Origin of the sequence: Succinimonas sp. (genome assembly GCF_045225735.1) — a bacterium.
GTDB lineage: Bacteria > Pseudomonadota > Gammaproteobacteria > Enterobacterales > Succinivibrionaceae > Succinimonas.
This window is the reverse complement of the sequence record NZ_JBGVBR010000234.1, coordinates 15044-30386: the sequence shown is the minus strand read 5'-3', so window position 1 is coordinate 30386 and position 15343 is coordinate 15044. Positions and strand designations below refer to the sequence as shown.

Sequence of the window (15343 nt, the reverse complement as noted above, 5' to 3'; positions counted from 1 at the left end):
TGCCCGGGTGGTGGAATTGGTAGACACGCTACCTTGAGGTGGTAGTGCTTAGCGGCGTGCGGGTTCAAGTCCCGCCTCGGGTACCATAGTTTGATCGAAAGTGATTCGCTCGGTCAGGCTTAATTTCAGAATCGGCATTTTACCTTTTATTGCGCCCGGGTGGTGGAATTGGTAGACACGCTGTCTTCAGGTGGCAGTGAGTAAAATCGTGAGGGTTCAAGTCCCTCTCTGGGTACCATTCAAAAGTTCTCTCAAATGCTTTTTCTAATTATTTCCTTTGTTTGATTGCTGCTTAAGTTCCGGTTGCGGACTCTTTCCTGTTTCTTTCCGGGGATCCGTGCTTTGTATTGCTCTGTCATTCCCACCTGCCGGAATTTTCCCGGCCGGGCCGTTTTGATATAATACAGGGACTTAAAACGAGGTTTGATCTATGCTGAATTATTTTGCAGCCTGTCCCCGGGGGCTGGAAGCCCTGCTCCGGGAGGAGCTTTCCGCTCTGGGAGCCGCCAATGTCAAGGAAACCATCGCTGGCGTCAGCTTTGCCGGAGATACGGAGACCGGCATCCGGATCTGTCTGGAAACCCGGTTTGCCACCAGAGTGCTTCTGGCTCTGGGTACCTTCTATGCCGGAGATGACATCAATTTTTACAATGGCGCCTACAGTCTCCGCTATGAGGAATATTTTGACAATCAGACCACCATCGCTGTGGATTTCAACGGCAGCAATCAGTTTATCAGAAATACCCAGTACGGCGCCGTGCGGGTGAAGGACGCCATCTGTGACCGCTTTTCCAGACAGACGGGCTTTCGGCCCAATGTTGACCGGGAAAACCCGGACGTCAGAATCAATGCCCATCTGGACAAAAAGAACAATGTCACCGTTTCCATTGACCTTTCCGGGGAATCCCTGCACCGCCGGGACTACCGCGCCAGAGCGGGAGCCGCGCCCCTGAAGGAAAACCTGGCGCAGGCCATTATCGTCAGAAGCGGCTATGTTACCGGAAATGCGGTGGATCCCATGTGCGGATCCGGCACCCTCCTTATTGAAGCCTGCATGAAGGCGGCGGATATGGCTCCGGGGCTTCTGAGGCGCCGCTACGGCTTTGCGGGGCTTCGGAATTTTGATGCCTCCCTGCTGGCCCGGCTCAAGGCCGAAGCCCGGGAAAGAGCCGCCGCCGGCAAAAAGCGGCTTCTGGAGGCCGGGATCCGCTTCCGGGGCTTTGACAGCGATCCCGAGGTGGTGGCCCGGGCCCGGGATAATATTGCGAAGGCCGGACTCACCGATCTTATTCAGGTGGATGTCTGCGATATCCGGAGTCTCCGAAATCCCTTTCCGGAGGCCGAGCCGGGAGTCCTGTTCTGCAATCCTCCCTATGGCGAGCGGCTGGGGAATTTCGCGGAGCTTTTGGAGCTTTACACATCTCTGGGCAACAAAATCAGAAGCGAGTTTCCGGGCTGGCGGGCCGGGATTATCTCCTCCTCTCAGGATCTTTTAAGCTGTTTAAGACTCCGCGCGGAACGCACCTACCGTCTCTTTAACGGCGCCATTCCCTGCGAGCTCAGAACCTTTGCCATAAGAAGGGAGGAGCCGATTCAAGAAAACGGAGAAAAGGGAGAGAACGGAAAAAACGGAGAGCCGGATAAGCTCCCGGAACAGGCTCCGGACGAAGCCGCTCTTAAAACTCCGGAGAAGGCTCCGGGAGAGCTGTCCCGGGAAAGCCCGGACTCCGGAGAAAAGGCCATTATTGCCGCGGATTTTGCCAACAGGCTCCGGAAGAATCTGAAGCGGCTCAGTAAATGGGCCCGGAGAGAGGGCCTTGAGGCCTATCGCATTTATGATGCGGATCTCCCGGATTACGCCGCCGCCATCGATCTTTACGGCAATTATGTTCTGGTGCAGGAGTATCAGGCCCCGAAAACCATCCCTGTCAACGTCGCTCACCGGCGGCTTCTTAACATGATCGCCGCCGTGGCCGAGGTGCTGGATATCCCCGGAGAGAATATCGTCCTTAAGGTGCGGGAGCGCAAAAAGGGGGACAGTCAGTACGAGAAGCTCAGCGAAACCAAAAGAACCCTGCTTATCCGGGAATACGGCTGCTGCTTTATCGTCAATCTCTGGGACTATCTGGATACCGGACTCTTTCTGGATCATCGGCTGGCGCGGCGCATGGTGGGGGAAATGAGCCCGGGACGGGATGTGCTCAATGTCTTTGCCTATACCGGCAGCGCCAGCGTCTACGCCGCGGTTAACGGCGCCCGCAGCGTGACTACGGTGGACATGAGCCGCACCTATCTTAACTGGGCCCGGGAGAACATGAAGGCCAATGGCGTTAAAAATCCCCGGAACCAGTTTGTGCAGGCGGACTGCCTGAAATGGATCAAGACCTGCGGGGATCGCTTTGACCTGATTTTTGCAGACCCGCCGACGTTTTCCAATTCCCGGAGAATGGAGGAAAGCTTTGACGTGCAGCGGGATCATGCGGATCTCCTCCGGGATCTTAAGAGGCTCCTGAAACCGCACGGGGTGATTATATTTTCCAACAACAAGCGGAATTTCCATTTGGACACTGCGGCGGTGGCCGCTCTGGGACTGACCTTTGAGGACGTGTCCCTGAAGACTTTGCCCGAGGATTTCAGCCGGAATAAGAAGATCCACTGCTGCTTCGTGCTCCGGGAGGCGGCTCCGGGGGATTCGGCCCCCGCCGGCAAAACCGGGGTTCCGTCCGGCGCTTCCGCATCTCAAAACAGAGAGGAACCGGCCTGATGTCTCTCATGAATCTGGACAGCATTTACCTCTCCTACAGTGCGGCTCCGCTTTTTGACCGGGCTTCTCTTTCCATCGAGGAGCATGAAAGAGTCGCCGTGGTGGGCCGAAACGGCTCCGGGAAGTCCACCCTCCTTAAAATCATGGAGGGCTCCGTTAATATCGACGACGGCCGGAGAATCGTGAAGCAGGGGCTCCGGATTTCCCGCCTGGAGCAGGATCCCCCGGCCCATCTTAAGCTTCCGGTCTACTGCTATGCGGCCCGGGGCGTGCCGGAGATCGGGGCGGCTCTTTCGGAATACTTTCTTCTGATAAGGGATCCCGAAACCAATCAGAGCCGCCTTTCGGAGCTGGGGGAAATCATTGAGGCCGCCCACGGCTGGGTTTATGACAAGGAGGTGCGGCGTATTCTCAGCCTCATGAAGCTGGATCCCGACAGCGAAATGGACACTCTTTCCGGAGGCTGGCTCCGCAAGGTGGCGCTGGCCCGGGCTCTTGCTGCAGCTCCGGATCTCCTCCTTCTGGACGAGCCCACCAACCATGTGGATATTCCGGCTATTGAGTGGCTGCAGGATTTTATCCGGGCCTTTCCCGGAGCGGTGGTTTTTATTTCCCATGACCGCAGCTTTATCAATGCCGTGGCCACCAGAGTGGCGGATGTGGATCGGGGGCAGATCACCTCCTTTCCGGGGAATTTTGAGAGCTATCTTTCCGCCAAGAAGGAGGCGCTCCGGCTGGAGGAGATCCGCAACGAGGACTTTGACCGCCGGCTTTCCCAGGAGGAGGCTTGGATCCGGAAGGGCATCAAGGCCCGTCTCACCAGATCCGACAGCCGGGTGCGCCGGCTCCGGGAAATGCGCCGGGAGCATCAGGAGAGAAGAAACCGTCTCGGCAATGTCAGACTCCGGGCCGGCGGGGGAGAACTGTCGGGAAAGATCGTTTTTGAGATCACGGATCTTTGTCTCCGCATGGGGGATCGGGAGCTTTTGCGGGATTTCTCCGCCTATGTGGTGCGGGGCGACAAGATCGGCATTGCGGGCGCCAACGGCACCGGCAAAACCACCCTTATCAAGGCTCTGCTGGGGGATATTAAGCCGGCCTCCGGCATAATAAAAACCGGAAGCCGTCTTGAAGTGGCGTTTTTTGATCAGTACCGGGAGCAGCTGGATCCCGAAAAGACGGTGATGGACAACCTGGCTCCCGGCAAAACCGAGGTAGAGGCCGGGGGCAAAAAGCTGCATATTTACAGCTATCTCAAGGATTTTCTGTTTTCGGCGGAACGGGCCCGCACCCCGGTGAAGGCTCTTTCCGGCGGCGAGAAGAACCGGCTCCTTTTGGCCCGGATTTTTCTGAAGCCGTGCAATCTCCTGATTCTGGACGAGCCCACCAATGATCTGGATATCGAGACTCTGGATCTTCTGGAGGAGCTTCTGGAAAACTTTTCAGCTACCCTGATGGTGGTCAGCCATGACCGGTATTTTCTTGATCGGGTGGTGACCGAGACCTGGTACTTTGACGGCACCGGGAGAGCGGAAACCTTTATCGGCGGCTATTCCGACGTCCGGGCGGCTTTGGAGGCCCGGGAGGCTCAGAAGGAGCCGCAAAAAATTACCGCGGCTCCCCGGGAAAATTTTGGTAAAATCCCGGAGAAGCCCCCGGTAAACAGATCTTCCGCGGAAAAACGGGAGAACCCCCGCCCCCGCCGGCTGTCATATAAGGAAAACAGGGAGCTCGAATCCCTGCCGGCCCGCATTGAGGAACTGGAGAAGGCCATTTCAGAGCTGGAGCAGCTCTTCGGGAGCAGTGATTATGCCGCTCTGTCCCCGGAGGACATGAAGGCCAATCAGGAAAAGTATGCTTCCTGTCAGAGCGATCTGGAGCAGTCCTATGCCCGCTGGGAGGAGCTGGAAGCCATTGCGAATCCCTGAAATTGCCGGAAAATAATCACCGGACTGCCGGCGTTAATCCCAGGACGGAACAAACAGCAGAGCAGACAGCAGCGGAATAAATAACAGAACACACAACAGCAATTGAACATATAACAGCAATTGAACATATAACAGCAAAAGTCGCAGGAAATAATAATGTTGTCAAAAGATAAGTCATCAGCCTTCAGATTTGGTTTGGGAATGCTCCTGGCCGGAGTCGCCGGTCTCTGGGGGAGTCCGGCTTTTGCCGCCGGGGCCGCCAAGCCGGCATTTCAGATTACCGAGGTCAATAACGGTTCATTTGCCGCCTTCGGCCCCTTTGCCATGTCCTTAAGCGAGGGAAAAAATCCCAAAGCGGCCTCGGTGTACTACCGGCACAATATGTTTTCCAGCATGATGACGGCGCCGCATCAGTATGACCTCGGACAGCATATCAGAAGGTTCATGGACTGCTATGACATCCTTGACGGCAGCGTCTGCGATTCCTACTGGGACGGTAACCCGAATTATGCCGAAAAATGGCGCTATGAAATGCTCTACTACACCCCTGAGGTTACCGGGGTTACGGATTCCGTTTCCTCTGATGAAAATACCGCGATATTGCTGCGCATTGACGAAAACGGCGACGGCGTCGGCTACCGGGTGAACAAGTCCGAATACAATACCGAGTATAACTATTACCGGCGGGAGGGGGTGGCCCGGTTTAACGGCAAGACCTTTATTCTGCAGAACCCTCTGGGCTGGGGAGATAATCCCGAGGCCTACAAGGAGGTGGGGGGCTATGCCACCGCTCTTTCCTTTCTCCCCCTTGAGGACGGCAGGATTCTGGTGGGCGGATACAGCTCCTTCGGCAATTATGACGGCAATATCAAGAAATTTATTTCCCACTGCTATCACGGCAACTGGGAGGCCGGCGGGGATTATCGCATATGTCCCGGCTTCAGAACCCAGGCCACGGTCTGGCTCATAGATCCGGAAAAAATGAAGGACGGGGAGGTCATTATCGGCACTCAGGCCAAGGGCTACATTGATATCGGTTCCAGCGAGAATTCCCTGTCCACCGCCGCCATTATGGATCTGGTTAAGCTTGATGACCGAATTGTGGCCGCAGGATATTCGGCCACCGACGATTTCGGCTCCGGAGCCTCCACGGCCAACACCTCCTGCGTCTGGGATGTGACCATAGACGGGGATAATTTATCTCTGGGGGATCGCTGCTGGGAAATCACGGGAATGTCCCGGCCGGGAAGCAACGATGATGAAAACATGTATACTTGGGTTCAGGCGATTAACAAAAAGGGCGTGATTCTTGCAAACAGGAAGATGAACAAGAGCAAGAATTCCAATCGGCCGCTTGACTTCGGCATTTCCGCCTACAGCGCCGATCATAACTTTCCGAGGATAACCTTCCCGGCCGCTGATTATCCGTTCCGGGGAGCCAATGCCGAGGGCTCTGACATCAACAGCTACTCCGTGGTGGTGGGCTGGGGAGACAATCCCGCTGACAAAAAGCCGGTTAACTATGCCGTGGACAGAGCTCAGACCGGGTTTATCTATACGGATCAGGATCGATCCTTCAATTATGTTAACGATTACATTTGCGGCAGGAACGAGAAGGGCGAAGCAGACTGCCTTCAGAACGGCGGATATTATTATGTGGAATGGCCGGTGGCCATCAATGACGAGGGGATCATTCTGGCCTCGGCCTTCCGTTATGAAACCGAATCAGACTGGGAGAATTACCAGAATGCCGTTCCGGTAACGGTCATGCTGACTCCGGACACGGGGGTATTCGTCATTGATGAGGCCAAGGGCACGGCCACGCTGAATCATGACCGGGAGGTTACCTACCCTGACACCTTAAAGTCCTACACCTCAAAATCCTCCCACACCAGAGGATCCCTCAGCATGTTCTGGCTTGCAGTTCTGGCCGCGGCAGGTTTTTGTATCAGAAAGAAGAAAGGGGAGTAAATCTGATGGAAAGCGGCGAAAATAATTCCGGACTTGATGATGTGCATCTCTGGCCCATGCGTTATGATCTCCATTCTCATTCCAAGGCGTCTGACGGGCACTATACGCCTGCCGAGCTGGTGGCTCTGGCCAAAAAGAAGGGCGTGGAGGTGCTGGCTCTGACGGATCACGATACCAGCGCCGGCGTGGCCGAGGCGGTAGCGACCGGAAAGAGCATCGGCATGCATGTGGTGGCCGGCATTGAGCTTTCATGTCTCTGGCACCGGAATCAGATCCATATTGTGGGACTCAGCATTGATCCGGCCAGTCCGGAGCTCAGGGATCTGGAGAAGTCTCAGGCGGAAAAGCGCGACATCCGGGCCCGGGAAATCGGCCTCAGGCTGGAAAAGCACGGCTTCAAGGACGCTTATGAAAAGACCAAGGCCATGGCGGCTCCGGGAGCCTCCATTACCAGAGGAAACTACAGCAGATATCTGGTGAGCGTCGGCGCCGGAGCTACCGAGGAGTCCTGCTTTTCCCGCTACTTGGGGGAAGGAAAGCCGGCTTATGTGGAACCGAACTGGCCGGATATGGACACCATCGTGAAGACCATTCTGGCGGCCGGAGGCATTCCCGTGCTGGCTCATCCCTGCCGTTACGGTCTCAAAAACAAATGGATTCTCCGGCTGGTGAAGGATTTCAGGAGCTGCGGCGGCGAGGCTATAGAGGTGACCGGAGCCGTGCAGGGATCGTCGTCGGAAAAGTTTATTCTGACAGAGATTGCCAACAAGCACGAGCTTCTGTGCTCCTGCGGTTCCGATTTCCATCATGAGAAGCCCAGTCTGGATCTGGGTACGGATCTCAGCATTCCCGAAGCCGGAAAGCCGGTGTGGAAGTCGCCGAAATTCAGGCTGGAGTGTTAGCCGCGCCTGAGGGCTGAGCCGCCTTTTAATTTGCAGGATGAAAGCCGCGCCGGGAGGAGTTTCCTCTGACGCGGCTTTCTTGCATCTCAGGAGCTCAGGCAGGAATAACGCGGAATGATAACGGGGAGAGGCCAGGGGGAGATCGAAAAGAGAGAAAGGCTCTCCGTCGAAAAGCGGATCCGGCTCCTGACAAACAGGGCGGCCGGAGGAGACCGGAAGGTTTTGGAGGAGACCGGAAGTTTTTTTAAGAGCCTTTATAAGGCCGGACAGCAGTTTTCGGGGGTTTAAGCGGTAAAAATCAGGCATCAGGCGGATTTTCAGGGTTTGGTACTCTTTTTTTGCGGCGATATTTTTTAAAATACGGGGAGCCGCTTTGCTCAGGTTTTCCAGAGGGCGATTGTCTTATGACGGCGGCTTGAAACCGAGGCCAGAGAGGAAGTTTTTCCCGGCCTTCGGAGTGACCGGCATGACCGCCCGCCCGGCCTTCTCAGAGTTGTTCTTAAAAGCGGTAGATGAGAGCGGAAAAAAAAATGGCAGAAAGACTTTATATACACCCGGTGAATCCCCAGAACAGAAATGTGCTCCGGGCCAGGGATCTGATTCTGGAGGGAGCGGTGACGGTTTTGCCCACCGATTCCGGTTATGCCCTGGTGTGTCAGCAGGAGGACAAAAAGGCCCGGGAACGCATTCTCCGGATCCGGGAGGTGGACAAGAATCATAACTTCACGCTGCTCTGCGCGGATCTCAGCACCATTTCTCTTTATGCCCATGTGGACAATACCTCCTTCCGGCTCATAAAGAATAATACTCCCGGGCCCTACACCTTTATTCTCAAGGCGACCAAGGAAGTGCCCCGGAAGCTTATGAACGAAAAGAAAAAGACCATTGGCATCAGACTTCCCGGAAATCCCATCATGCGGGCTCTTCTGGCCGAGCTTCCGGAGCCGGTGATGAGCGTCAGTCTGATTCTTCCCGGCCGGGACGTGGCGGAAAACGATCCTGATGAAATCGAAGGCAAGCTGGGAAATCTGGTGGATCTGATTGTGGACGGCGGGTTTACGGCGGAAAAGCCCACCACCGTGGTGTCCATGGTGGACAGCGGAGATATTCAGATTCTGAGACAGGGGGAGGGCGACCCTTCGCCCTTTGTCTGAAATGATTGTCGGGGCCTCTTCTGATGCGGGGCTTCCGGCGGCGCTAAGAACGGGATGGCATTATGGAACCGATTACCGGAGTTATTATCACTCTTAACGAGGAAAGGCATATTGAAGCCTGCATTGAAAGCCTGAAGCAGGTATGCTCCAGCATCATCGTGGTGGATTCCTGTTCCGGCGATCGCACCCGGGAGCTCGCCGAAAAGGCCGGGGCCAAGGTGGTTATTCAGAAGTATCTGGGAGACGGGCCCCAGAAGAATGTGGGGCCGGATCTTGCGGAAACCCCGTGGGTGCTCAGTCTTGATGCCGATGAAAGGCTTTCTCCGGAAATGGCGGCGGAAATCAAAGCCCTGAATCTCAGCGAGTCTCCGGTGCCGGCCTACGGCTTCCCCCGAAAGAACTACATCGGGAGCCGCTGGATCCGTCATTCCGGCTGGTACCCTGATGTGTGCGTGCGGCTTTATGATCATACTAAGGTACGGTGGAAGGATGTCCGCATGCACTCCTATGTGGAAGCCCGGGATTTCAGGAGGCTTAACGGCAGCATTATCCATTATTCCTACCGGGGCATAGGAGAGCTTTTCCGGAAGGCGGACAGCTACTCCAATGCCATTGCCAAGAATTTATATCAGAGAGGAAAAAGAGCCGGGGCTTTATCGCCTTTCAGCCACGGGCTTACGGCGTTTTTTAAGCATTATGTGGTGAAGGGCGGCTTTCTGGACGGCGTGGACGGGATGACGGTAAGCATCAGCGCGGCGGTTAATTCCTATCTGAAATATGCCAAGCTTCTGGAGTTTCAGAGAGATCCGGAAATTCTGAAGAATGAAGACTTTTCTGAGGTGTGGTAACAAATAGCGGTGACATAAGGGCGGCGACAAACAGAATGATAAGCGGTATCTCCGCTGAGAGTCCGTTTTTGAGTGTTTCTGCCGTTATGTCCGTCCGCATCTCAGGGTGTTATTTTTAGTTAATTTTTTAAGGGGTATCAAACATGGAAAGCGCAGCAAGCAAGGAGACCAATCCGGTTTTGGAATGCATTTACGCCAGAAGAAGCATCAGACGCTATAAGAGCGACATGGTGCCCGAGAGTGCCATCGCCGCCGTGGCGGAGGCCGGAACCTACGCTCCTACCGGGAGAGGCATGCAGTCCCCGGTTATTATCGCCATTACCAATCGCGAGATCCGGGATCGGCTGTCTCAGGTGAATGCGGAGATTTTCGGGAGGCCGAATTTTGATCCGTTCTACGGCGCTCCGGTGATTCTGGCCGTGGTGGCTGACAAGGCCCGCAGCACCGCAGTGTACGACGGTTCTCTGGTTATCGGAACCATGCTTCTGGCCGCCAAGAGCATCGGTCTCGGTGCCTGCTGGATCCATCGGGCCAGAGAAACCTTTGAAAGGCCGGAGTGGCAGGAGTTCCTGAAGCAGCAGGGGCTTACCGGGGACTATGAGGGCATCGGCTTTTTGGCTCTGGGCTATGCCGATCAGGATCCTAAGGCCGCTCCCCGAAAGGACGGCTATATCCGCTGGGTGCGCTGATTTTCGGAAAGGCGGGTTTTTGCGGGGTTTTTGGCAGAAAACCCCCGGGAATACCGGAAAATGCCATGATTTCCGGTATTTTTAACAAAGATCTTGCGTAACGGGAATTTTTATATATAATTGCACGTGTTCTTTGCGGGAGTAGCTCAGTTGGTAGAGCACAACCTTGCCATGGTTGGGGTCGCGAGTTCGAACCTCGTTTCCCGCTCCAAGAAGCCCGAGTGGTGAAATTGGTAGACACAAGGGATTTAAAATCCCTCGGAACTTAAACTTCCGTACCGGTTCGACCCCGGTCTCGGGCACCACCCATCTTTTTTTCGTCTTTTAAATCCTGTCATGTCTTGCCGTTAGAAAAGCTCCAGCTGTTTTTTCAGATCATGGCTTAACATCATTTCACTGGTAATTACAGTATTTGCGCCTCTGCGGAATGCTATATCCCTCGCTCCTCCTTTCTCCAGAGAAATATCAACCAGTTTCCACGGATTAAATTTCAGCCATTTGCTGATATAAGTGTTTAATCTGTGAAAATGCGTCTTCATTTCCTGATACAAACCGTCTGTCGGCGAATCATCCGTATCCGGCATAATAAGACAGCCGCCGTTAATCCGGTAATGCGAATATACTTCCTTTACTCTGGGCCCGTGTTCCCATGCCTCAAACTCCATCCTTGAATTTAACGGCTCCTTGAGCAAAACCAGCGAGCTGTACTGCATAAAATACAGAATCATTTGCAGGGCAAAGTTTGTAACCGGTTCGGCATCGTCAAATGAGTATTGAATGACATATTTTGCGATATCAGATGTGCTGTATTCCTGACTCATAGCTGCTTCTGTTTTACGATATGATACTTGAATCATGCCATTGCCGCCCGTACGCTGATTGCGCCGGCGCGGCCTTAAAAAGAAACTCCGGAAGCCTTGCGTTTTTTTTATCAGCCTCCGGAAGAAATGCAAATCAGCCCTTTCCGGCTGACACCTCCACCTGAGCCGGCCGGATCAGTCTGCCTTTCAGCATATAGCCCGCGCGCAGAGTTCTCACGATGCAATTTTTCGGCACAGCCGGATTTGGGGTGCAAAGCAGCGCTTCATGAATTCTGGCATCAAACATTACCCCCGGCTCAGGCTTGATCTCCTGAACTCCATAGCCGTTCATAGTTTGGAACCACAGTTTTTTAATGTCCTCGGATCCCTTTTTTACCTGTACGAGTTCCGGAGTAGCAGCGCTCAGTTTCTGATGATATTCTTCCTGCTGCGCCATGGCATCCAGCGCGGGCAGAGAATCCCTGACTATGTCCAGAACTGCATTCTCCTTAATGATTTCCGGGTCATCAGCTTTGATGTTTTTCATTCTTTTAAGCGCAGCTTCATACTCCTCCCGCAGCTTTGTTTGATGTTCCTGCGCTTTACTTAAATCCTCTGTCTCCTTTGTCAGTCTTGCGACATCATCTGCGGAAAGCCCTGACGGGGACTGAATGGTGATCTGCTGTTCCTTGCCGGTATTCAGGTCTTTGGCACTTACATGGATGCAGCCATCGGCATTGATATCGAAGGTCACCTCAATCCGGGGCGTGCCTTGGGGGGCCGGAGCGATGCCGGTAAGGTCGAAATTTCCCAGAAGCATGTTATCTGAAGCGCGCTTGCGTTCACCCTGAAGCACTCTGATGGTTACACCTGGCTGATTGTCCTCGGCTGTGGAAAAGATCTGGCTTTTTTTGGCAGGAACAGTAGTGTTCTTCTCAATAAGCGGGGTCATGACGCCTCCTGAGGTCTCAATACCCAGAGAAAAAGGAGTTACGTCCAGGAGAAGCACGTCATTTTTGATCCGGGACAGCACGGCGCCCTGAATGGCAGCGCCTGTGGCAACGGCTTCATCCGGATTAACATCTCTGCGGGGCTCCTTGCCGAAGAATTTGCGTACCGCCTGCTGAATGAGAGGCATTCTGGTTTGTCCGCCTATCAGAAGCACATCATCAATATCACCCTTGCTGAGCCCGGCATCTTTAAGAGCTGACTTAGTTGCCTCCAGCGAGGAGTCAACCAGATCCTGCGCGAGCTTCTCAAGTATGGCGCGGGTAAAGGTTATATTCAGGTTTTTGGGACCATTGCTGTCAGCGGCGATAAAGGGCAGGTTGATGTCTGTCTGCATGGCGGAGGAAAGATCAATCTTAGTCTTTTCGGCAGTTTCCTTGAGACGGGAAAGAGCCAGCATGTCCTTGCCGAGGTCAATGCCGGTTTTTTGCATAAAATCAGTCTTAAGATAATCAACTATTCTGCTGTTAATGTCTTCTCCGCCCAGGCGGGTATTGCCATTGGTGGCAAGCACCTCGAAGGTTTTTTCCCCGTTTTCGTTCTCGGAGATATCGATAATGGAGATGTCGAAGGTGCCGCCGCCGAAGTCGTATACGGCAATCTTCTTTTCGCCCTTGACCTTATCAAGGCCGTAGGCCAGGGCTGCGGCAGTAGGCTCGTTGATAATGCGCTTAACCTCAAGACCGGCAATTTTGCCTGCATCAATGGTAGCCTGACGCTGACGGTCATTGAAGTAGGCCGGAACGGTAATGACGGCTGCGGTTACCTTCTCGCCAAGATAATCCTCTGCTGTTTTTTTCATCTTCATCAGCACATCTGCGGAAATCCGGGGCGGCGGCAGCTTTCTGCCGTCGCTGAGAGCCACCCAGGCATCTCCGTTAGCAGCCTGCGTAATCCGGTAGGGCATGATGCAGACGTCCTTTCTGATTTCATCATCATCAAAACGGCGGCCCATGAGACGCTTGACTGCGAAAAAGGTATTAGCAGGATTGCTTACCATCTGACGTTTGGCCGCATCTCCCACCAGAAGGCCTTTTTGGCTGTAGGCAACAACGGAAGGAGTGGTGCGCTTTCCTTCAGCGTTTTCGAGAACAAGGATCTTATCGTCATTAAGTACTGCCACGCAGGAATTGGTGGTGCCAAGATCGATACCGATAATCTTACCCATGGTGAATCCTCTTGATAAATGATTAAAAATCGCTCTGTCGCAAAATCGAGGTCAGAGTGCTCAAAATACCCCTTGCTGCCGGTTCAGGTGCCGGGGCAGTTCAGGAAGTAGCCCTTCTGGTAGGCCAGTTCGCCCAGGAGAGCATAGGCCAGGGCCAGCTTTTCCAGCGCCGGATTATCAGGAGCTTCGGAAATATGGTGATCCTTAAAGTCATAGCGCCGGGAGGCAGACTTGGCATCCGGAAGAATCATCATGAGGCTGCCGTCATCCCGGAGCAAAGCAAAGTTCTGATAGAACTGGAGGAGAGCCCGCCCCTGAAAATCCTCCGGCAGGCGGGCGAGATCATAGCCGGGGAGCGGCACCTCCGCGGCAATGCCGGCCAGGGAGAGCAATGTTTTCGGGATATCGATCTGGCTTACCACATGATCTTCAGATCGCTTTTCAATTCCGGCTCCGAACAAAGCTCCGGGAATATGGAAATTCTTCACCGGCACGAGATCGCTGCCGCCGGCCCGGGCATCGTGATCCGCAATCACAAGAAAGATCGTATCCTTGAAATAAGGCTTGGTCTTAACAGTGTCATAGAAGCGTCCCAGAGCATAGTCCGCATAGCGCACGGCATTTTCCCGGCTTCGGGGAGCCCCCTTGGCAAACTTGTCCGGAATCTCATAGGGATCGTGATTGGAGGAGGTGAATACCAGGGAATAAAACAGCCGGCCGGCCTGATGCTCTTCATCAAAATGGGAAATGGCCTTATTGAAGAGATCCTCGTCGGAGACTCCCCAGGAGGCGACGAATTCCGGATTGTCGTAGCTGTTGATATCAATGATGGTGTCGTAGCCGTTCCCCAGGAAGAAGGATCTCATATTGTCAAAATGCGATTCGCCGCCGTAAATGAAGGCGGTGCTGTAGCCCTGCTTCCGGAGCAGACCGCCGAGGTTGAAAAAGTTTTTCTGGGATTTTTCCCGCTTTACCACGGCGGTATTGATGGTGGGGGTAAAGCCGGAGGTTACGGCCTCAATGCCTCTTACGGAGCGCACACCGGTGGCGTAAAGCCTGGTGAAGCCCCAGCCTTCGGCGTAGATCCGGTCAAGCTCGGGAGTGAAGTCGCTGCCGCCGAGAGTTTTGGAGAACTGCGCTCCGAGGCTTTCCTCAAGAATGATCACAATGTTGAGCTTTCTCTCCCGGTTTACCGGGGCGAGGACGTTCAGGGTCGGATGCTCCTCCGTGGCCGGAGCATAATTAAAACGGGTGTCTTCCTTGATAAGAGCGAGGATGTCCCGGGGTTCCATGGTCTGATAGGTGTTCTGATTTTCAGACAAGGCCGCCTTCACCGATGTTATGAGAGAGTAACCGGAATTCGCTGCCAGGTTGTTGACAATCTGACTGGTGGAAAAGCTGGCCTTGGCCAGATTGAAGGGCCGGTGTTCAAAGGAGGAACGGGCGGCGATAAAGTTCAGACCTCCCAGGAGGATAAACACGAGGACGGCGGCCAGGACGGAGGGACTTCTCGTTTGCCGGATGCGCCCCAGAGCCCGGTACAGGAACACCGTGAAGGCCGTCATCAGCGCGGTTACGGCGACCACTGCCGTAAGATGACCCCGGAGCATCAGTTTAATAAGCTCCTCCGGGTAAACCAGATACTCCACAAACAGCCGGTTGGGTCTTACCGAGTATTCCTCCATGAAGGGGAAGGTGCAGAGCTCCAGAAAGAATACCAGGAGACCTGTCAGAAAAAGCCAGCCCTTTTCCAGATAAAAAAACGGCTTCCCGGCCCGGAGGGGCAGCGCGCTGCGGAGAAAGGTCAGGAGCACCGGCAGCGCCATAAGGTAACCCAGCCCGGAAATATCGGTGCGGAGACCGTTCAGAAAAAGCCGGGGCACTTCATTAAAATCGATGACGTCGCGGTAGATGACAACGCCGAGAAGACGCGTCAGGGCGTATATCAGAATGAAGGTGAGGACGTAATACAGAATATGAAGATAGGGGGCCAGAGCTCCTGTCAGGCATTTTATCAGGCCCCGGGATGCCGGGGCTGCGCCGGAATTTCTGTCAGATGCGGAGGATTGATTCATAGGAGGGCCTTAGCCTTGCGCGTCATGCCTGAACAT

Annotated in this window: 10 protein-coding genes and 4 tRNA genes; 11 read left to right on the top strand and 3 right to left on the bottom strand. The window is 54.3% G+C overall.

Features of this window, described 5'->3' with window-relative positions; all coding sequences use genetic code 11:
* Position 1 precedes the first annotated feature (1 nt).
* The 11 genes from ACJROR_RS08120 to ACJROR_RS08070 all read left to right on the top strand — a co-directional run bounded on the left by ACJROR_RS08120 (position 2) and on the right by ACJROR_RS08070 (position 10561).
* A tRNA-Leu gene (locus ACJROR_RS08120) sits at positions 2–86 on the top strand.
* 67 nt (positions 87–153) lie between these two features.
* Positions 154–238: transfer RNA gene (locus ACJROR_RS08115), tRNA-Leu, on the top strand.
* Between the two features lie 192 nt (positions 239–430).
* The gene (rlmKL, locus tag ACJROR_RS08110; protein ID WP_406546683.1) at positions 431–2764 is read left to right on the top strand and encodes a bifunctional 23S rRNA (guanine(2069)-N(7))-methyltransferase RlmK/23S rRNA (guanine(2445)-N(2))-methyltransferase RlmL; all 2334 of its coding nucleotides are present in this window, start codon (positions 431–433) and stop codon (positions 2762–2764) included.
* The gene (locus ACJROR_RS08105) at positions 2764–4692 is read left to right on the top strand and encodes an ATP-binding cassette domain-containing protein (RefSeq protein WP_406546682.1); all 1929 of its coding nucleotides are present in this window, start codon (positions 2764–2766) and stop codon (positions 4690–4692) included. The genes rlmKL and ACJROR_RS08105 overlap by 1 nt, the downstream gene beginning before the upstream one ends.
* A 156-nt stretch (positions 4693–4848) precedes the next feature.
* On the top strand, positions 4849–6663 hold the full coding sequence (locus ACJROR_RS08100; protein ID WP_406546681.1) for a DUF3466 family protein: 1815 nt from the start codon (positions 4849–4851) through the stop codon (positions 6661–6663).
* A gap of 5 nt (positions 6664–6668) precedes the next feature.
* Positions 6669–7565 carry a PHP domain-containing protein gene (locus tag ACJROR_RS08095; RefSeq protein WP_406546680.1) on the top strand — a complete coding sequence of 299 codons (897 nt, stop codon included), beginning with the start codon at positions 6669–6671 and terminating at the stop codon, positions 7563–7565.
* A gap of 530 nt (positions 7566–8095) precedes the next feature.
* Positions 8096–8719 (top strand): L-threonylcarbamoyladenylate synthase, encoded by a 624-nt coding sequence (locus ACJROR_RS08090; protein ID WP_406546679.1) that lies wholly within the window; start codon positions 8096–8098, stop codon positions 8717–8719.
* Between the two features lie 62 nt (positions 8720–8781).
* Positions 8782–9567: a glycosyltransferase family 2 protein gene (locus tag ACJROR_RS08085; protein WP_406546678.1), complete on the top strand. Its 786-nt coding sequence runs from the start codon at positions 8782–8784 to the stop codon at positions 9565–9567.
* Between the two features lie 143 nt (positions 9568–9710).
* Complete coding sequence (locus tag ACJROR_RS08080; RefSeq protein WP_406546677.1) at positions 9711–10256, top strand: nitroreductase family protein; 546 nt, start codon at positions 9711–9713, stop codon at positions 10254–10256.
* A gap of 135 nt (positions 10257–10391) precedes the next feature.
* Positions 10392–10467 (top strand) — tRNA-Gly (locus ACJROR_RS08075).
* Between the two features lie 4 nt (positions 10468–10471).
* Positions 10472–10561, top strand: a tRNA-Leu gene (locus tag ACJROR_RS08070).
* A 42-nt stretch (positions 10562–10603) separates the two neighbouring features.
* Here ACJROR_RS08070 and ACJROR_RS08065 read toward each other — a convergent pair.
* The 3 genes from ACJROR_RS08065 to ACJROR_RS08055 form a co-directional block, all read right to left on the bottom strand.
* Complete coding sequence (locus ACJROR_RS08065; protein ID WP_406546676.1) at positions 10604–11113, bottom strand: Panacea domain-containing protein; 510 nt, start codon at positions 11111–11113, stop codon at positions 10604–10606.
* 97 nt (positions 11114–11210) lie between these two features.
* Positions 11211–13232 carry a molecular chaperone DnaK gene (gene dnaK, locus ACJROR_RS08060; RefSeq protein WP_406546675.1) on the bottom strand — a complete coding sequence of 674 codons (2022 nt, stop codon included), beginning with the start codon at positions 13230–13232 and terminating at the stop codon, positions 11211–11213.
* 83 nt (positions 13233–13315) lie between these two features.
* Positions 13316–15307 carry an LTA synthase family protein gene (locus ACJROR_RS08055; RefSeq protein ID WP_406546674.1) on the bottom strand — a complete coding sequence of 664 codons (1992 nt, stop codon included), beginning with the start codon at positions 15305–15307 and terminating at the stop codon, positions 13316–13318.
* Positions 15308–15343 lie beyond the last annotated feature (36 nt).